The sequence below is a fragment of the Nostoc sp. WHI genome, assembly GCF_015714725.1.
GTDB lineage: Bacteria > Cyanobacteriota > Cyanobacteriia > Cyanobacteriales > Nostocaceae > Nostoc.
This window is the reverse complement of the sequence record NZ_WBKM01000179.1, coordinates 59,623-79,714: the sequence shown is the minus strand read 5'-3', so window position 1 is coordinate 79,714 and position 20,092 is coordinate 59,623. Positions and strand designations below refer to the sequence as shown.

The following is a 20,092-nucleotide window of genomic DNA, read 5'->3' as shown; positions in this document are numbered from 1 at the left end:
CTAGGAAATTAAGGTTTTCCCGTTAAGATTAACAGATAAAGTCTCACTAGGTGAGTTAATTACCTACATCTTTTTTTCAGTTAAGTAATTTCATGCAAAATCAAGTGCCTGATAACAACTCTAGTCAACAACCCGATAATTCCTGGATTGCAGAACTAGGAAGAACAATTGTATTAAGCATTGTTCTAGCCCTGGGAATTCGCACCTTTGTTGCTGAAGCACGCTGGATTCCTTCTGGTTCGATGGAACCGACTCTGCATGGTACGCCAAATCAGTGGGAAGCAGATAAAATCATTGTCGATAAATTGAAGTATAAATTTGCTAATCCGCAACGAGGAGATATTGTAGTATTTTCACCTACAGAAGAACTACAAAAAGAACAATACCAGGATGCTTTTATTAAACGTGTAATTGGCTTACCTGGAGAAAAAATCCAACTTAGGGATGGCAAAGTCTATATCGACAACAAACCCCTCCCAGAAACTAATTATCTTGGCTCTCGGCAGAGCACAGTAATTGATGTTTGCCAATCAGGGCCACAGCCACCTTTTTTGGCGAAACTCCAGACTATACCAGCTGATTCATACTTGGTGTTAGGTGATAACCGTAACAGTAGTTACGATGGCCGCTGCTGGGGTGTTGTCCCCCGCGAGAATATTATTGGACGTGCTGTAGTTCGCTTTTGGCCTCCAAATCATATTGGTGTCCTTGATAAGAAGTCGCCACTATATCCACAAACAACTCCATAAAGATGGGTAAACATTCCCACCTTCTCAGTTACAAATCTATAAATTATACTTGAGTGCTGGTAAAGTCTCTTTTTAAGGACAAAAATCAGGGGTCTGATGGATAATTAGGCTGATGCTCTTGCTGAAGAATGATTTAAGATATATTCTTCGCTTGAGCAATCAGCTAACTTTCAGAAAAAACGAAAGAGAGTGTGGTATGCCCAATATCATCAGTAAGTATGATGTCTTACCTAAGCAAGATTTTACTCTATCCGGTTAAATCACTAGATGGTGTTGAAGTTGAGAACGCTAGAGTTCTTGCCACTGGAGCACTACAGCATGACCGCGAATTTGCTATTTTTGACGAACAGGGTAGATTTGTCAACGGCAAGCGTCATGCTAAAATCCATTTACTGCGATCGCAATTTCCACTTTTAAATAGAACTATCTCGTTGCAAATGCCAGGCAGCGACTCACAACAAATTTTTCATCTGGATGAAGAACGGCAAGGGTTAGAAGCAACTTTAAGTGATTTTTTTGGGTTTGCTGTCACATTTAGGCAAAACTCTTTGATGGGCTTTCCTGACGATACAAACTCACTTGGGCCAACGGTAATTAGTACGGCAACATTGGCAGAAGTAGCTTCTTGGTTTCCCGGTTTAAGTGTAGATGAAGTGCGCCGTCGGATGCGTGCCAACATTGAGATTGGTGGTGTACCAGCATTTTGGGAAGATCAGCTATTTAGTGAACAAGGTAATTTAGTCTCCTTTCGAGTGGGAGATGTACACTTTTTTGGAGTTAATCCATGTCAGCGTTGTATAGTCCCAACACGCGATTCTTACTTAGGGGAAGCTTACCCAAACTTTCAAAAAATCTTTGCAGCCCAGAGACAAGCAACTTTGCCAAATTGGGTTGCTTCATCACCTTTTAATCACTTTTACAGATTGAGTGTTAATACTCAATTACAGCCATCGTCAGCTGGAAAAACTTTACAAATCGGCGATCAGGTTGACATACTTACACAATAAAATTAACATTTATTTAGACATAAAAAGCCTAAAGTAAATTTACTTTAGGTTTTTTGTTTTTAGTGTGTATTTGCGTGAGAATTTTAAAATTGTTGTAGTTAAATATAATGTGAGTTCTACTGAATCATATATAGGACTCCGAGTTGATTTTTGAAAACATACTGAGACTGAAAAGCCTGTTTTATCAGGGTTTCATTTGAAATCTTGTTCAGAAATCAGACAGGAGTCCTATAGTATCCGCCTAATAAGCTCAATTAAAAAACCACTAAAAGATTTTACTACGCAAAATCGTCCGTCTTCAACTCGAAGAGAGACGACAGACTTGAACTTTAGTTCAAGGCAGGGAGAGGTTCGTCAAACTCACATCAAATATAAGTTTTTGTACAAGTCCAGAGGTTTTTAGACTGGAAAATAAAGAAATCAGCAATTAAAAATTATTAACAACTAACACATCGGTAAATCCAGCTAATAACCGTGAAAACACTTAGAATAAATTGTAGCTTCTTCAGAAGAGGACGATAATGATTAAAAATAAGCACTATTTGAATAAATGAAATGCTAAGAAAAATAAATTTGGTATCCATTGTCATTGCAATCGCTGTATTCAGTAATTTCACACTCTACGGTTGTCAAAGGATATTCAAAAGGGAGATACCTAAACAAGGTGCAAAAGAAATTATTGAGGAAACAGTCGAAATAGGAATTAAAAAAACTGCCAAAGAAGGAGTTGAGGAAACAATAGAATCAGGGGCAAAAGTTCGTACATTAACTCCTTATAGGTCGCTAAATAAAACAATTGCAAAAAAAAAGGTTGTCAAAAAATATAAAATTAATTTTTCAGTGCAATCTCAACCAGTATTTTTAGAACAAGAAGAATTCATAGAGTTTGTAGCTAGAGAGAAGAAATTTCAGGATGTAACTGGTAAATCTTATATCAAATATAAGCAAGAACTTACAGAGAAGATAATTACACAAAGTGAAGTAATACCTGATGAATCTAAAGCTGCGTATAAATATTTAACCGAAAAAATTTATAGAGATTTACCTCAAAAGATAAAATTTGAAGATGATATAAAACTAAATAAAAAACTATATGATGAATTTGAAAAATATTATTTTTCTAAATTATCCACCAAGATTTATCAAGAACTTAACGATACACTATCTAAAAGAATTGGCAATGAAGTACCTAAAACTCTAATGAATGCTTCTTTAAAGTTAGCAGCCGATGAAGTTGCACATGAATTCTTAATTGCTAGTTTTATTTCAAATAGCTTAGATATAAGAATTAGAAAATTAATCAATGAAAACGATAGTTTACCAAGTCAAGATATTTTTTTCTTAAAGGATGAAAGGAAAGCGGTAAATAAATCTTTTTCTTCATTTATTAATAAAGAAATTACTGGAGACTTAGCTAAATATCTTAACAAGGAACTAATTAAAAAAGGAGATTTGTGGTCAAGTAGAGGATATAAAGTTAGGCGAGTGATTTTAATCGGAGCGGGTACAGCAGTGTCCATTAAAGTTATAGACTATCTTATTCATGATTCTAGAAAAGATGATTCAAGCCTTAATGAATAATTAGTTTGACTTTGATGATAAAAATTCATTGTATATATTATGAACAAAGCAGAAAATGTAATTGAAGAATATCGTACCCAAGTTGAGCAATTAGTATATAAATATTATGAAATTTTAGATGGTAATCTAACCGATAATGCTCGTCATCAACTAACAGAATATCAAAAACTGCTTGGTATATCTTTAGAACAAGCAACGCTGATTGAGTTTCAAATTCTTAAACATTGTCAAAATTATGATCAAAAGATACAGAGCTACAAGCAGTTACTAAATAAAAACATTCAAGTACATGGCCATATTAGTTTTAAAGGTCATAACTTTTTGAACAAGTTCCAGCAGAGATTAGAACTTGATAATGATGGGGTTGCGGTAGCCTATGCTAGTTTGGGAAATGATTTAAAAAATGAAGGTGAATTTGAAGCTGCTCTCATACTTTTTCAAGAAGCAATTAATTTAGACTACAATTGTGCAGTAGCTTATACAGGACAAGGATATATTTTTTATGAACAAGGTAAACACAATAAAGCAATAAAAAGTTTTCTAAAAGCTAGGGAATTATTTGACAGCCAAGATATGCTTCAAGAAGTTGAACAAATCCAAATAATTTTATCCTATCTTCAGAATAATCATGGTTTATGGAATAATATTTTATTAATTATAAAAAATTTATGTTTACCCAAACGGAAAAAGCGTATTTCAGCATCAACTACCCAAGATATCTCAAATAATGATGTCTATAAAGGACAAAAGTTTTTTATTCAAAGTTTAACTATAGAGGACAAATCTGTGTCGGAAACATTTAATAATGACATGAGTAAAGCTAAAATTGCTAATTTTGCTAACAAGATTCAGGATAATGGTCGTCAGCAAGCTAATCAATATATATACGAGTTAGAACAAAAGCAAATTCTTGCTGAAGCAGCAGCAGATATTCAGAAACTCCTGAAGCAACTGGAAGCAACTAACCCCAATATAAGTGAGGTGGAAAAACTGACAGTTGTAGCTAAAGCATCTGAGGAAATTAAAAATAATCCAACACTGAAAGCACGGGTTATTAATGCGCTTAAAGCAGGAGGAACCGAGGCATTTAAAGAAGCAGTTGACCATCTACTGATTAACATTTTGGTGGCAACTATTGAGGGTTGGCAGGAAGTATAGAGATGTGAATTGAGGGTATTTTTATTAGTTTCAATAGTAAAGGAGCTTGCTTTTTACCACAAAAACTGTGGGCAAAGGTAGCGGATTGATTAGTCTTTTTGTGATGTAGGTGATTTGGACAGCCATTGTAATCTGCACCGGATCACAATCACAATACCTTTGCCAAAAAGAGAAGTAGGTCTATATTTTGCGGAAATAGCCTAAAACAAGTGTGCGATTGACTTTTAGACAAAATTAGAACCACTGCACAATGGCACTCGAATTCTGGAAATTTCCCGCATTTTTCCAAGGTCGTGAGGTCAATAATCACTTATCTGTTTTTTATAGGTTTATTCAGTAGAGGTGTAAAATATGAGGCATCCTTGTCCCCCTCATCCCCTACTTTTTCCCAGTACCCAGTACCTAATCCCTAACCCCCCAGTCCGATCGCTCAAAACCCTGAATGATGAAATCCGGACTTTTTCTTGATTACAGGCTACTATTTTTAGTCGCATAAACGCATAATAGAAATGTGACTGATTTGTTCGCCCCTTTACAATCTCTCAAACAAGGTCACTGGTTTAAGCTGATCTGCGGAGCCAGTTTCCAGCATTTGCCGGCAGTCAGAAGTTTAACGTTAGCCTATACTTTGGCGGGCGCTGACTGCATAGATGTTGCAGCTGATCCAGCAGTGATTGCAGCAGCCCAAGCAGCGCTACTTGTAGCCAAAACTCTGGCTAGAGATGCCCAAAAGCGAGGCTTTGGTTACAAAGGCAACTCACCGTTTTTAATGGTCAGCCTGAACGATGGAGAAGACCCCCATTTTCGGAAAGCGGAATTTAATCCTACTGAGTGTCCTACAGACTGCCCTAGACCCTGTGAACAAATTTGTCCGGCACAAGCAATTGTGTTTAACGGTATAAAAGATGACTTTTCAGGAGTAGTATCTCAAAAATGCTATGGCTGCGGACGTTGTATACCAATTTGTCCATCTGGTATAATTTATACAGCGTCGTATATGTCAACGCCGGGAGCGATCGCGCCATTGGTAATGTCAACGGGAGTAGATGCCGTAGAAATCCATACAAAAGTTGGGCGGTTGGCAGAATTTAAGCAATTATGGCAAGCAATTTCACCGTGGGTTGATCAACTAAAGCTAGTAGCCATTAGCTGTACCGATGGCGAGGGGATTACTGACTATCTGAAAGCACTATATGAGATTATTGCCCCATTCAAGGGTGCCTTAATCTGGCAAACTGATGGTCGCCCCATGAGTGGTGATATTGGCGATGGCACTACAATAGCCGCAGTCAAATTAGGGCAAAAAGTTTTGGCAGCTAAGTTACCGGGATATGTGCAGTTAGCAGGCGGCACAAATAGTTATACCGTTGCTAAGTTAAAGGCAATGGGACTCCTCAACGATTTTGGATTGCCGATTTTAGATTTTGGATTAGAAGACCCCAATCCAAAATCCAAAATCCAAAATCCAAAATCCAAAATTGCCGGGGTAGCTTACGGTAGCTATGCCCGTGTACTGCTGTCACCGATTCTCGATCAGTTAGAGAATAAGGAGGTAAGTAACACTAATGTTAAGGCGACTGTTCGCCTAGAAGAAGATGATGTATTACTTTGGCGAGCTGTAGAGCTTGCCCATTCTCTCGTTTCCCAGATCAAGTCACAGTAGAAGCGTTAATTACTCGTTCAGGACAATTACCCGAAGCGCGGGTTCTCCTGCACGCAAATGTCCTCGCTATCTCTAAAAACGTCACCATAGAAAGCATGACGATTACAGACGATCTCCAAAAGTTACTAGACATTTTGCCCCAAGACCTGCGACAAGTACTAGAGAGTCATCCTAAACGAGATAGTTTAGTAGAAGTGGTCTTGGATTTGGGTCGTCGCCCAGAGGCTCGTTTTCCTAATCAAGCTGAGTACCTGAGCGAAGTACCCGTTACTCAAGAACAGATAGATGATTGCGTTCAACGAGTTGGAATCTTTGGCGGAGATAATCGGGCAGGAATTGAGCAAACTTTGCATCGGATCAGCGCCATCCGCAACCGCACTGGCAAGATTATTGGCTTGACCTGTCGCGTCGGTCGGGCGGTATTCGGAACCATTGGCATGATCCGCGATTTGGTAGAAACTGGTAAATCGATTCTCATGCTGGGGCGTCCAGGCGTGGGCAAAACTACTGCCTTACGAGAAATTGCCCGTGTTTTAGCGGATGATCTGCATAAACGAGTGGTGATTATTGACACTTCAAACGAAATCGCTGGAGATGGTGATGTTGCTCACCCTGCCATTGGTCGCGCTAGGCGGATGCAAGTGGCTCATCCAGACCAACAGCATCAAGTGATGATTGAAGCAGTGGAAAACCACATGCCAGAAGTGATCATCATTGATGAAATTGGCACAGAATTGGAAGCTTTAGCGGCTCGTACCATTGCGGAACGGGGTGTACAGTTGGTAGGTACTGCCCACGGTAATCAGATCGAAAATCTCATTAAAAACCCCACTCTGGCTGATTTAGTTGGAGGTATCCAAGCTGTGACACTGGGAGATGACGAAGCTAGACGCAGAGGTTCTCAAAAGACTGTTTTGGAGCGTAAAGCCCCTCCTACATTTGAAATTGCGGTGGAAATGCTGGAACGCCAGCGTTGGACAGTACACGAAAGCGTTGCTGATACAGTAGATAATCTGTTGCGAGGTCGTCAGGCTAGCCCACAAACGAGAACCGTTGATGAGCAAGGCAAAATTGCAGTTACAAGGCAGTTAGCTGTTGTCAACGGTCGTGGTGGACATTTAGCCACAGCAGACGAATCTTTCGCACCGGCGCGACCCTCTAATGGTTGGCGTTCATCTGGACAAATGGTAGCACTGCCGCAATTGCCTGTAGAGCGGGTGACTGGGCGGAGTGAGTTCGATCGCTTGCTGGATGAATCCTTCAATTATTCTGAGAGCATCGATTTGGGTGCTGCTACCAGACAGCCAGGGCCTAATGGTGAAGATTTGCCACTGCACGTTTATCCCTATGGCGTTAGCCGCCACCAACTAGAACAGGTAATCAGCGTGCTAACTTTACCCGTGGTATTGACAAAAGATATAGATAGTGCTGATGCAATTTTAGCCCTGCGATCGCACGTCAAAAACCACGCCAAATTACGCCAAATGGCAAAAGCTCGTCATGTACCCATCCATGTGATTAAGTCCAGCACCATTCCGCAAATTACCCGTGGCTTGCGGCGGTTACTGAATATCGATGACCCAGAATTAGCTGATGACAAAGAACTGGAACTGTTTTTGCACAATGGTAGTGATGATGAGATGGACGCCCTTGAAGAAGCCAGACTTGCCGTTGAGCAAATTGTGATTCCCAAAGGACAGCCAGTGGAGTTATTGCCGCGTTCTTCCCAAGTCCGTAAAATGCAACATGAGTTGGTAGAACACTATCGCCTCAAATCGCACAGTTTTGGTGAAGAACCAAATCGGCGTTTGCGGATTTATCCAGCATAACCTCACACCCCACCCCTCTCCGCCGCGGAGAGGGGAGTAAAAAAAGAGAAATCAATCCTTTGCCAGTAATTGAATATGTTGCTGTTCTTTCAACCGAAGGCCAAGACTTTCGACTAGAACTGCAACCAAGTTGAGTGTTGGCACAGCATAAAAGGCGACATATTCTCAAAAGCATTTTGCTCATCAACCGTGCCACTATAGAAAATAGAGCTGCAAATTGAGCAATAGGAAGGCTAAAGAACGCTGTGCAGATAACATTCTTAGGGACGAGTTCCGGTGTACCCACGCGATCGCGCAATGTTTCCAGCGTCGCCCTGAGATTACCCCAGAGGGCAGAACTGTGGTTATTCGACTGTGGCGAAGGTACTCAGCATCAAATTTTGCGGAGTGAACTGAAAATCAGCCAACTCTCCCGAATTTTTATCACCCATATGCACGGCGACCACATTTTTGGCTTGATGGGACTTCTTGCCACTTGCGGCTTGGCTGGCAATGTACAACGAGTTGATATATACGGCCCACCCGGATTAAATGATTACATCCAAGCGGCCTCACGTTACTCTTACACACATTTTTCCTACCCCATCAAAGTTCACGCCATCCGTCCAGGGGTAATTTATGAAGACGAGGACTTCACCGTTAGCTGCGGTAATTTACATCATCGGATTACAGCTTTCGGCTACCGCGTAGCCGAAAAAGACCGATCAGGACGCTTTGATATCGAAAAAGCTAAGGCATTGCAAATTCCTTCTGGCCGGATTTACGGTCAACTCAAACGCGGTGAAACTGTTACCCTTGACGATGGACGGGTGATTGATGGCACGCAATTGTGCGGCCCTACAGAAATTGGTCGAAAATTTGCTTATTGTACAGACACGATTTATTGTGATGGTGCAGTGGAATTAGCTCATGATGCAGATGTATTAATTCACGAAGCGACCTTTGCCCATCAAGATGCAGATATGGCTTTTCAGCGCTTGCATTCCACAAGCACAATGGCAGCACAAACAGCTTTAGCTGCTGGGGCACATCGACTGATTATGAGTCATTTTAGCCCTCGCTATGCTCCCGGAAATACCTTGGAGTTGAAGGATCTCCTTCAGGAAGCCCGTGCTATTTTTCCCCGTACTGACATGGCTTATGATTTTATGATTCATGAAATACCCAGGCGGCGGGAAGTAGAGTTAACCAAGATAAGCGTTTAAATTTTAGGCGTTGCATAATTGCGGGATGATTTTTCTCACGCAGAGGAGCCAGTGCGTTGGGGAGGCAGCGCGGTGGACGGGTTCCCCGGCATAAAGCGACTGCCGTCGGCTTCGCCGACTTGTACCCCTGCGGGGAAGCAAGCTACGCGCAGCGTCTCCGGTAAGGAGAAGCACCTGGCGTCGTGCAGAGGCGCAGAGAGGATAAGGAGTTTTACATTTCAATACATAAAATTTTATCCCTTGATTCAGCAACGCCAAATTTTAGATTTTAGATTGAACCCCTTTAATCTAAAATTTAAAGTTAACTAGACTCTATCTTTAGGTTTATTAGTACAACTCATACCGTCCAGCAAATAGCAGCAGTTTAGTTTTAAAAGTAAGTTAACTAATTAACTGATAATTTACGGTTAACTAAGTGTATCAAGAATCTAGAAATAGTATGGTTTAAAGATTTTTTTCAATGTGTTTTTTATATTACAAGTTACAAAAACCAACCTTAATATATAGTTATGTCGTTAATCATAATAGTTTCTACCTAAATACTTGAGGAAAATAATTAATTTTTAGCCAAGATTTTTCTTCTTAAAAGAAAATATTTATTGAAAATTTATTCTTCCAATACTGATTGAAAATTTATATGCATGAATTGATGAACATGAAAGCACTAGTTGACATAATATTGTGCCAAGTAAGCTGATCATTGTTGGCAGAATAATTAAGTATGCTGTTGTGGCTATTAGGTATAAACAGTTCATCTCACATTTTTCCTAATCTTCCAAATATAGTGTTTCGATATTAGAGGAGTTTGATAGTGGTTAAAACTAGTCTGAATCAAGAGCAACAAATTACTACTTCAGCACAAGGCGCGGTTGACATCAGACAACTATCTACTATTCTGCTTCGCCGACGCTTTCTGGTCTTGGGAGTTTCCTGTGTAGTCATGTCAGTTGCTAGCCTTCTGGCTGTTATTGCCAAACCTACTTACCAGAGCGACATGCAGATATTGGTGAGTTCCAATTCATCTCAAGGGGCACAGTCAAATAATATCCCAGCAGGGGTAGACACCGAGGTTACTGACCCCAATTCTCAAGTTGTTGATTACACTACTCAGATGAAACTCATGCTGAGTTCAAAGCTGCTTCAGAAAGCCGTAGATTTACTTCATTCTGATTATCCTAATATTACCTTAGAGGATATCAATGGTCAACCAGAAAAAAGTAAAAAAGCACCTCTGAAAGTGACTCAAGAGGAAGGGATAAAAGCTAATAAGGTTTTTAATAAAGTATTTGAAGTTTCTTACAGTAATGACGATCCAGTTAAAGCACAAAGAGTACTGCAAGCTCTACAAAAAGTCTACCAAAACTACAACACAGAGCAGCAAAAAGAGCGTCTGAATCAAGGGCTGGCTTTTGTAAACGCCCGCCTACCAGAAATAAAAAAAGAGGTGAGTAAAGCTGATAAAAATTTGGAACAGTTTCGCAAGAAACATAATTTACTCGACCCCGAGGCACAAAGTAAAATCCTGCTAGAATCTCTAGCCGATATTCAAAAACAGCTACAAACCACTCGTGCCCACCTTCAAGATGTAAACGCTCGCTACGAAAACCTAGAACAAAAAATAGCGTCTTCGTCCCAGCAAAATGCTTTAATTTCCTCTCGCTTAAATCAGTCAAGCCGTTACCAAACACTATTGGTTGAAATTCAAAAGACTGAACTAGCACTGGCTAAAGAGCGGCTGCGCTACACAGACGATTATCCATCGGTAGAAAAACTCAAACAGCAACGCCAAAGTCAACTGTCGCTGTTACGACAAGAGGTGAAAGCGATTACTACTAGCAGTAAGGGAGAACCAATCTTAAAAGGGGAAATAGTAGGGGTTCAACCAAAGCTAGTAGACGAGTTAATTTTGGTGCAGACAACTGTTTTAGGACTGATTGCTAATGAAAAGAGTTTAGCGCAGTCAGAACAGCGACTCCGCTCTGAGCTAAACAAATACCCAAGTTTAATAGCAGAGTATAACCGTCTGCTGCCAAGGGTCGAAAGTAGTCGCAAAACCCTTGAACAACTGCTCCAGGCACAACAGTCCTTAGGACTAAAAATTGCTCAGGAAGGATATAACTGGCAAGTTTTGAAAGAACCTGCTCTGGGAACCTATGTGGGAAGCAACAGATTGTTACTTTTGCTTGGGGGAGCGGTAATTGGGCTGATTTTAGGTATCTTAGCAGCGCTGATTTTGGAAAAGTTTAATGACGCTATCTATTGTGCGGGAGATTTAAAGAAACTGACGAACCTACGTGTATTGGGGTCAGTACCAAAACTACCGTCGCATGGTGTCAAAAAGCGGCGGCTGGGACTATCTTGGAATGGGCGGCGAACCTTAGATTCTTCTGTAGTAGAAGCTAACGCTAGATTGCCTGTCCATGAAACCCTGGACATGATCTACCAAAATATTCAAATATTAAAATATCCCTTCCCCCTCAAGTCGCTGATGTTGACTTCAGCATTACCAGGGGAAGGAAAGACAACTTTAGTATTAGGGCTTGTGGCTAGTGCTACCCGGATGCATCGGCGGGTATTAGTAATTGATGCTAACCTACATAATCCTAGCCTGCACAAAATCCTGGAACTATCCAATGATTGGGGACTATCTCTGTTATTAGTTGATGAGACAACTACTCATTTTCAAGATTACATCCAACCGATCCACCCCTCCATTGATATTTTGACTGCTGGGCCTATACCAGAAGATACAGTGAAGTTGCTCAGTTCTCGACGCATGAAAGAACTGATTGAGTTGTTTGAGCAAAGTTATGACTTAGTACTGATAGATGCTCCGCCAATTTTAGGCACTGTCGATGCCAGGATTGTGGCATCTTTTTGCAATGGTATTGTGATGGTAGAGCGCATGGGTAAAGTAACTCGAACTGAATTGACTCAAGCTACAGAAATTTTGAGTAAGTTGAATTTAATTGGAATTATCGCTAATGAAGTGAGCAATTCTCAAAAGGTTTTGGCATCCTAGATTCAAAAAGCAGGGGGATAAGGGGGAATCAAAAAAGACTGCTCCTCTGCCTCTTTTCCCTATACTGGTTCTTGACAAAACCTAAAATTTTAACTTTAAGCGATCGTCCGCGCCAACAATACCGGACAAGTGGCATTGACTCGAACATAGTCAGACAAAGAAGAGCCAATGAGTCGGTCTATATCAACAAAACTCTTAGCGATGGATGGACGACGATCTGGAGAACCGAGCAATAATAAGTCTATATTCAACTCTTCTGCCAATCGACAAATTTCTTCACCGGGTTTACCACTGCTAACATAAGAACGAGATTGGATACCTTGTTTTTTTGCTTCTGCAACTGCGGCTGCTAAAACTGGATTTTTGTCTGAATTAACCTCGGTTATTTCCGATATTTTACCGCCCAAATTTGTAGTAACATTTGCCAAAATTAATTGGCCGCCCTGAATATCTCGCAGTAAAAAAAGTGCCAATTTCAAGCAGTTTTTTGCTGAATCAGAGTTGTCTATTGCCACCATAATACGCTTAATTTTTTTGACATAAATATCATCTTTTACCAGCAACATGGGGCGAGAAGATAGTTGGAAAACATACTGACTGACTGAGTTCGATAAAATCGATTGCAGCCGCTTCAGTCCGCGTGAACCCATAATAATCAAATCAGCGTCGATTTCATCGGCTACTTGGCAAACTGCATCTTTGGGGTCTCCTTGGCGCAAAATTGAAGAAACCTGGCTAGGATATAGGTTCAAAGTTTGAATGGCATTAGCCAGAATTTTCCCACCATCTTCCCATTTAGCTGTCATGGTAGCAGCAGTACTTTGTGCAGGAACAACATGCAAAACTGTAACTTTTGCAGATTGGATTGAAGGGATTTCTTTGAGGGTTTTGAGCATTTCTTCCGCGTGCCCCAATCCCGATACAGCCAGCAAAATTTTGCTTATCATTTTACGTAATTGTTGTTAAGTTTACTTTAGTTTTTGCTGTTATTACTTGGCTCAGGTCGGATTTTCACCGCCTTACTCGATAACCTATTTTAGTAGGTTGGCACAAATAAACTTGGTTTTTTAGTATTTAACACTCAAACAAATAACAAAATACAAAAGAGTAAACAAATGTTTAAGTTTATTTGCACTTAGTTACTTAAATTGTTAACTAGACTTCAATGATTAACCGTACTCTTAATTTAGCCTGAGAAACTTAATATTTTATAATCAGGACTTACGCAAACAATAGCCGAAACCTTGATTTTCAGGTAGGGGCAATTCATGAATTGCCCCTACAGCGTGTAGTTTTGCGTAAGTCCTAATAATGTTATAGCGGTTCCCAGGTAGATGAAGTACATGCTAATTACGGGATACTTTTTTTATATATAAACTTATTTAAAGTTTTTGGTTAACAAACTTTTTTCTAAAAAGCTGTAGGCGATTGGATATATGATTAATTTAAAACCTACCATTTCCCTGCACAATGTGCTTGACGGTGGTTAAGGTTTCCAGGCTGATAAATCCCCGGCGATGACCTTTTTGGTTAGACATGCCGAGAAATACTGAATCTCCCCGCGAGGGGTTGCGGGAAAAACGCGGGGAAGTGTTGATGTAGGTAGAAGCACTGTTAATTCCTAAGGCAAACTGCCGACTTTCCTGGTAAGATTCAGTAACGATGCAGTCAGCATGACCACTGCTGTACTGATTAATCCAGGCGATCGCACCCTCTAAGCTATCCACCAGTTTAAAAGCTACTGTTCTAGTTAAATAAGGGTTTCTCCATTCGCCTTCCTTCACCAGCTGCAACTGGGGAAAGGCTTCTACTAGTTGTGCATCTCCTTTAATTTCAAAGCCTTTTTCCATCAAGCTGTTCCACAGAACTGCTAAAGAAGATGGTAAGGCTTGGCGGTGAATCAGTACCTTTTCAATGGCATTGACTGGATCTGGTTCGCTCTGATGGCTATCAAGAATCATCCAGCGCACCATTTCTAAGCTGGCATTTATTGACCAGTAGAGGTAACAGTTACCCATAGCTGATTTTAAAACTGGGCAAGTTGATTGTCGTACTACCTGCTGTACCAAGCTAGAACGTCCGTAGGGAATCACTAGATTCACATACTGGTCTTGGGTGACTAAATCCCGAATCGAAGCACCATGTTCTGCTGTGATCAGTTCTACACAGCCTGGTGGTAGACCAACTTCTGCGATCGCAGTTTGCAGTACCTCAGCGATCGCCGCGTTGGAATTGCTAGTTTCACTACTGCCTTTGAGAATAATACTATTACCAGTTTTAATACAAAGACCTGCTGCGATCGCTCCTAAATCCGGGAACGCCTCATAAATAAATCCAATCACTCCCAAGGGCATTAACTGGGTGTAACTCTGGGAATCTTCCAGTTGATAATCAGCGTTCCTGACGCGCCGCAGGGGATCTGATAGTTCCCCCAACCGTTGTAGAATGTCCACTGTAATTTCTAGCCTTGTGGGAGTCAGCTTCAGCCAGTCCAATATCAACTCTGGCACTGCCATTTCCCGACTAGCTTCTAAATCCAAGGTGTTAGCTTCTAGAATGTCGTCAAATGAGCGCTCAAGTGCCTGTGCCATCGCCAATACTGCACGACTTCGGTCTGCTCCCTTTGTCAGTCCCAACTTTAGGGAAGCTTGATAGGCTCGTTGGGCACTAGTAATCGGTTCGGGGTGATCATCTAAAACTTCAACAGTCATTGAGTTAACGTCTGTAGGTAAGCCAGACCATTAGTGCTGGCAAGACAGCCAATAGCACCGCTACCATTGCCCAAGCAATAATACTGGAACTATTTGCCAATCGCAGTGCTAATGGCAGCCATATAATCACTAGCACGAAAATAATGCCAAGTGCTATAGGCAGATAGCTTTCTCCCAACCGGGGATGGATAACATGCCAACTATTTCCCATCCAACGCCAAGCTCGCTTGTACGGATAGGTGCTAGAAAGCTGTTCTAGGACATGACCATTATCTTCCACTACAAAGATTTGCTGACAGCGATCGCAACCAAATGCTTCTGTCAGCGTAATCGGAATTAACTGACCCCGGCGACGACAGGGACAGGGGTATTCGGCATTGAAATCTATTTTTTCGGGTTTTTGAGATTGCACAAGCGTTCTAATAACTTGAGCGTGTTTTTGACAAACTGCGGGAATATGATCCCTTGGTAAATGCCTTGAGGGCTTTTCTATTTATATAGATAGCCAGGCGAGGCAAATCCTAAAACAAATCATTTGGGAAGGCTACGCTTATAAACAACAGATACCAGCCAACTGAAGGTTTTACTTTGGGTCACTATATATTACTACCCAATTATCAAGGCTAGAGCAGGATTACTCCCAATATCTATTCCTTGAAGTTCACAAGCGTTTCAAGAATGGGAGTTGCCAAAACTATCAGTCAGTGTCTGTGACTCTTTCCCAAAATAGATTGTGGCTAACTTCACTGCTAAAAGACGCTTTGCACCTGACAATACTACTATCTAACCAGCTACCTTTAGTTGAGCGTAATACACTCTACACAAAACGAATTGATTACACCTATCAAGATTGTAACCAACCTAATGCACATCTAGACTAGTCTAAAGCTGGGTTTTATATTTGTTAGCAAGTGGGTAAGGCGATTTGAGTGGGCGATATTCAAATTAGATTTTTTTGCTCCAACTGTCCACATTGGGAGCGGTTTATAGAAATGTGGCGCGAATCTACAAACACTTAAACGCACCTTAAAAATGCAAAACCTCTTGAAATTTTTAACTCCAAGAGGTTTTAGTTGGAAGCGGGCAACGCGATTCGAACGCGCGACATTCACCTTGGCAAGGTGACGCTCTACCACTGAGCCATGCCCGCATTTATCATCTAAATACCAATATCCCAGATTTTACCCTAATTGTCAACCCTTAATTTAGTCCTTTGTTATTCACTTATGACAAAGGACAAAGGACGTACTAGCCTAATTCTTCTGACTCCGCAGTTAAATTGCCTACACCAGCACTTTGAAATGAGGCTGGCAAAGACTGGGTGTTACGAGAGTATGGCTCCGCCAGGTTAGAACGCAGTTGCCGCATGAGGCTTGCCATTTCTAGGGCATTCATGGCGTAGTCCCAGCCATGATTACCTTTGATGCCTGCGCGTTCTAAGGCTTGCTGCATGGTGTCTACTGTCAAAATGCCAAAAATTACTGGCACCCCAGTTTGAAAGCTAGCGGCGGCAATACCTTTAGAAACTTCTGAGGATACGTAATCAAAATGAGGTGTTTGCCCTCGAATGACAGCACCTAGACAAATTACAGCATCATAACGATGGGAAAGTGCCAACTGGCGAGCTACTAAAGGCACTTCAAAACTTCCTGGTACCCAAACATAGTCTACTTGATTACCGTGGGGGTCGGGGTCTACACCGTGGCGTTTCAAGCAATCTTGACATCCCTCTAGCAGCTTTCCTGTAACAAGGTCATTGAATCGACCAATCACCACTGCAAAACGCAAAGGTTCCGTTTGAGTAAAAGTTCCTTCAAAAACTGCCATGACTGCCTCTTAATCAACTATACTTCTGGTCAATATACATTTCTTAATTTAAATGTAGAGGAGCAGGAAAGCCCGGTCAGGAAAAAGGAAACAGGAAAATAAAACATCTCTCCTTTTTTCCTTAACCTTGGCTCTTCTGCTCCTCTAGTTCTTATATTATGTGCTTGCGCCAGAGCGAAGCCGTCGCCTATACAACAAAAAAGTTTAACAAACCAACTAAAAATACCAAAGCAATCCAGACACCAGAACCAAGCCAGAGCAGCTTTTTAGACTCAACCCAATTTTGGGGAGTGGCGTAAGCGACGGGAACGCCCACAACCAGGACAAAAGATAATAGGACTAGTCCTATCAGAGCAAATTGGAATATTATGGTCATTTTTGCTTCTCCTAAGCTAATGAAATAGTAAAGACAGAATATCCTAAAGGGCGACACTGACAGTTTTTCCTTATTTTTAAGCTAGCAGAAATTGTTACATTTTAGTCATTAGTCTTTTGTCCTCTGTCCTTTGTCTAAGTACCAATGACCAATGACCAATGACCAATGACTCTTGACCAATGACTCTTGACTATGGATTTAATTCTTTGCCACACAACAGCTGATTTTGACGCACTAGGAGCGGCGGTAGGGCTAACGCGCCTACTACCGGGAAGCAAAATTGTGCTAACTGGCGGCTCTCATCCTCCTGTACGGGATTTTTTAGCATTGCATCGGGATGAGTATCCGTTGATTGAAAGGCGTTCGGTTAATTCTGAAAAGATTCGTTCTTTGACTGTGGTGGATACGCAGCAGCGCGATCGCTTGGGTAAAGCTGCTGAGTGGTTAGATTTGCCCAATCTAATAGAGATTATAGTTTATGACCATCACTTAGGACAAAAATCAGATATTCCTGCCACGCGATCGCATATTTCTTCAGTAGGAGCTACTACAACTTTAATCGTCGAGCAATTGCAACAACAGGAAATTTCCCTCACTTCTGTTGAAGCAAGTGTGATGGCTTTAGGTATCCACGTTGACACTGGCTCTTTGACTTTTGACCAGTCTACACCACGGGATGCCTTGGCTTTGGCTTGGTTGATGCAACAAGGTGCCAGTTTATCAGTAATTTCTACCTACCGTGACCCTGGCTTGTCTTTGCAATTACAGCAGCTATTAACTGAGGCGCTGGAAAATTTAGAATATCTTTGTCTACATGGATATACGGTTGCTTGGGTAACACTAAAAACAGAGTGCTTTGTACCAGGGTTATCAAGTTTAGCCTCTCAACTCGTCGAATTAACTGAAATTGATGCCATACTGTTGGCTAATGAGTATCATTTGGGTAAAGGGGATTCAGGCTTAACTATAATAGGGCGATCGCAAATTCCCAAGACAAATCTCAACTCATTATTTCAACTACTAGGTGGTGGCGGTCATTCGCAAGCTGCATCGCTGAATCTACACAAAGTAAATTCACAGGCAATATTAAAACAACTCCTTGACGGGGTAAAAGCGCAAATTCCCCATCCCCCCACTGCTAGGGATTTGATGTCTTCTCCTGTCCGCACTATTCTGCCTGAAACCACAATTGCCGAAGCACAGCGCATTTTATTACGCTATGGACATTCTGGTTTATCTGTAGTCGATGCCCAAGGGCAGATGGTAGGTATTATTTCGCGGCGGGATATTGATATCGCCTTGCGCCACGGATTTAGTCATGCGCCAGTCAAAGGCTACATGACCACGAATCTTAAAACGATTACACCAGATACAACACTGCCACAAATTGAGGCGCTGATGGTCACATACGATATCGGGCGCTTACCCGTATTGGAGAATGGGCAGTTAGTTGGTATTGTCAGCCGTACTGATGTATTGAGAGAATTACATCAAAACAGTGCTGTTAGCGGTAGCGGGGCGTTTAGCCCGTTCCCAGTACTGAGTCCTGAGTCTCAATCATCATTCAGAAATCAGCACTTGGGACTCAGCTTTGAGTTGCAAAATAAACTTGCTCCCCAACTGTGGCAATTGCTCACCAAAGCATCAGCAGAGGCAGAAAAACGGGGTTGGCATCTTTATCTAGTGGGGGGTGCAGTGCGGGACTTGCTATTAGCCCAAGCAGCAGATACCTTAATGATTAAAGATATTGACCTCGTAGTTGATGGCTTTCACAAATCAGCAGATGTTGGTGCTGGTGTGGAACTAGCAAAGGCACTCCAGCAACTTTACCCTGCGGCTCGCTTAGAAATCCACGGAGCGTTTCAAACTGCTGCCTTGTTGTGGCATAAAGACCCAGAGTTAGATTGTCTATGGGTGGATATTGCCACCGCTAGAACGGAATTTTATCCTTACCCAGCAGCGAATCCAGAAGTTGAGGCGAGTTCCATTCGTCAAGATTTGTATCGCCGAGATTTTACCATCAACGCCCTCGCCTTGCGGCTTACTTCCCCGCGTGCTGGCGAGTTACTCGATTTCTTTGGCGGTTTACTCGATTTACAAGCCGAGCAAATTCGAGTTTTACACGCCAATAGCTTTATCGAAGACCCCACGCGGATTTATCGTGGCGTGCGCTTTGCCGTGCGTTTCGGATTTCAGATTGAACCACAAACTGAAGAGTTTATCCGCTATGCCATCAACAGTGGTGTTTACGATCGCACCGCTCAAGAGAATACCAGAACTCCAGCCCTACAAACTCGACTCAAAACAGAATTAAAGCACATCCTAGAAGCGCCCTACTGGAAATCAGCTTTACAGTTACTCGATAACTTAGGGGCCTTGCAGTGCATCCATCCTACCCTCAAGCTAGATGGGTCACTTCTGCGACGATTACGTTTGCTGGAACGCTGTTTGCGGCGATTTGATGCCGAACAAACCCTGATTCACTGGCAAACGCTCTTAGAAGCGTTAATCGCCCATCTCGCACCACAATATCGGGCGAAAGTAGCACAAAATCTCCAATTACAGGAAGATAGCATCGCTAGGTTGAAGAACTTAGCCCAAAGCTTTAGTCAGGTGATGGAATACTTACCTACTTTCCAACATCCTAGTCAAGTGGTGCAGTTATTGCGACAGTACGATTTACCAATGCTGATTTTAATTGCCTTGCAAAGTCCGCGAGCGATTAGACATCAAATTTGGAAATATTTAACTGTTTGGGCTAATGTGCAGCCACTTTTAAATGGCAATGATTTAAAGAAACTTGGTTACAAACCAGGGCCACAGTATCGGCAAATCTTAGATGATGTAATTGTTGCTACCTTGGATGGAGTGATTAAAGATAGGACTGAAGCTGAGGAGTTTTTAGCACAACACTATCCTAAATGAATTAGTGAAGCGATCGCTTATATATTTGTGGAGTGTTGA

Annotated in this window: 14 protein-coding genes and 1 tRNA gene; 9 read left to right on the top strand and 6 right to left on the bottom strand. The window is 41.6% G+C overall.

Features of this window, described 5'->3' with window-relative positions:
• The first annotated feature begins 92 nt into the window (after positions 1-92).
• The 8 genes from lepB to F8S12_RS18420 all read left to right on the top strand — a co-directional run bounded on the left by lepB (position 93) and on the right by F8S12_RS18420 (position 12,214).
• On the top strand, positions 93-749 hold the full coding sequence (gene lepB, locus F8S12_RS18455) for a signal peptidase I (protein WP_196517581.1): 657 nt from the start codon (positions 93-95) through the stop codon (positions 747-749).
• 221 nt (positions 750-970) lie between these two features.
• Complete coding sequence (locus F8S12_RS18450; RefSeq protein ID WP_196517592.1) at positions 971-1,756, top strand: MOSC domain-containing protein; 786 nt, start codon at positions 971-973, stop codon at positions 1,754-1,756.
• A gap of 555 nt (positions 1,757-2,311) precedes the next feature.
• Positions 2,312-3,337, top strand: a complete 1,026-nt coding sequence (locus F8S12_RS18445; RefSeq protein WP_196517580.1) for a hypothetical protein — start codon at positions 2,312-2,314, stop codon at positions 3,335-3,337.
• Between the two features lie 39 nt (positions 3,338-3,376).
• Complete coding sequence (locus tag F8S12_RS18440) at positions 3,377-4,495, top strand: tetratricopeptide repeat protein (protein ID WP_196517579.1); 1,119 nt, start codon at positions 3,377-3,379, stop codon at positions 4,493-4,495.
• 511 nt (positions 4,496-5,006) lie between these two features.
• A complete protein-coding gene (ldpA, locus tag F8S12_RS18435) occupies positions 5,007-6,158 on the top strand; it encodes a circadian clock protein LdpA (protein WP_196517578.1) in 1,152 nt (383 codons plus the stop codon).
• A gap of 95 nt (positions 6,159-6,253) precedes the next feature.
• Positions 6,254-7,987, top strand: a complete 1,734-nt coding sequence (locus tag F8S12_RS18430) for a R3H domain-containing nucleic acid-binding protein (RefSeq protein WP_196517591.1) — start codon at positions 6,254-6,256, stop codon at positions 7,985-7,987.
• Positions 7,988-8,232: 245 nt separating this feature from the next.
• Entirely contained in the window at positions 8,233-9,192 is a 960-nt protein-coding gene (locus F8S12_RS18425) for a ribonuclease Z (protein ID WP_196517577.1), read from the top strand.
• Between the two features lie 811 nt (positions 9,193-10,003).
• The gene (locus tag F8S12_RS18420; protein WP_196517576.1) at positions 10,004-12,214 is read left to right on the top strand and encodes a GumC family protein; all 2,211 of its coding nucleotides are present in this window, start codon (positions 10,004-10,006) and stop codon (positions 12,212-12,214) included.
• A gap of 95 nt (positions 12,215-12,309) precedes the next feature.
• Here the strand turns inward: F8S12_RS18420 and F8S12_RS18415 are convergent, their stop codons facing one another.
• The 6 genes from F8S12_RS18415 to psbZ all read right to left on the bottom strand — a co-directional run bounded on the left by F8S12_RS18415 (position 12,310) and on the right by psbZ (position 17,128).
• Positions 12,310-13,161 carry a universal stress protein gene (locus F8S12_RS18415; protein ID WP_196517575.1) on the bottom strand — a complete coding sequence of 284 codons (852 nt, stop codon included), beginning with the start codon at positions 13,159-13,161 and terminating at the stop codon, positions 12,310-12,312.
• A 498-nt stretch (positions 13,162-13,659) separates the two neighbouring features.
• Complete coding sequence (locus F8S12_RS18410) at positions 13,660-14,925, bottom strand: glutamate-5-semialdehyde dehydrogenase (protein WP_196517574.1); 1,266 nt, start codon at positions 14,923-14,925, stop codon at positions 13,660-13,662.
• A gap of 4 nt (positions 14,926-14,929) precedes the next feature.
• A complete protein-coding gene (locus tag F8S12_RS18405) occupies positions 14,930-15,337 on the bottom strand; it encodes a hypothetical protein (protein WP_196517573.1) in 408 nt (135 codons plus the stop codon).
• Positions 15,338-16,003: 666 nt separating this feature from the next.
• A tRNA-Gly gene (locus tag F8S12_RS18400) sits at positions 16,004-16,075 on the bottom strand.
• 98 nt (positions 16,076-16,173) lie between these two features.
• Positions 16,174-16,752 carry a 6,7-dimethyl-8-ribityllumazine synthase gene (ribH, locus tag F8S12_RS18395; protein WP_196517572.1) on the bottom strand — a complete coding sequence of 193 codons (579 nt, stop codon included), beginning with the start codon at positions 16,750-16,752 and terminating at the stop codon, positions 16,174-16,176.
• A gap of 187 nt (positions 16,753-16,939) precedes the next feature.
• On the bottom strand, positions 16,940-17,128 hold the full coding sequence (gene psbZ / locus F8S12_RS18390) for a photosystem II reaction center protein PsbZ (RefSeq protein WP_196517571.1): 189 nt from the start codon (positions 17,126-17,128) through the stop codon (positions 16,940-16,942).
• Between the two features lie 192 nt (positions 17,129-17,320).
• On the opposite strand from psbZ, the gene F8S12_RS18385 reads away from it, so the two are divergent.
• Positions 17,321-20,053 (top strand): CBS domain-containing protein, encoded by a 2,733-nt coding sequence (locus F8S12_RS18385; RefSeq protein ID WP_196517570.1) that lies wholly within the window; start codon positions 17,321-17,323, stop codon positions 20,051-20,053.
• The last annotated feature ends 39 nt before the right edge of the window (positions 20,054-20,092 follow it).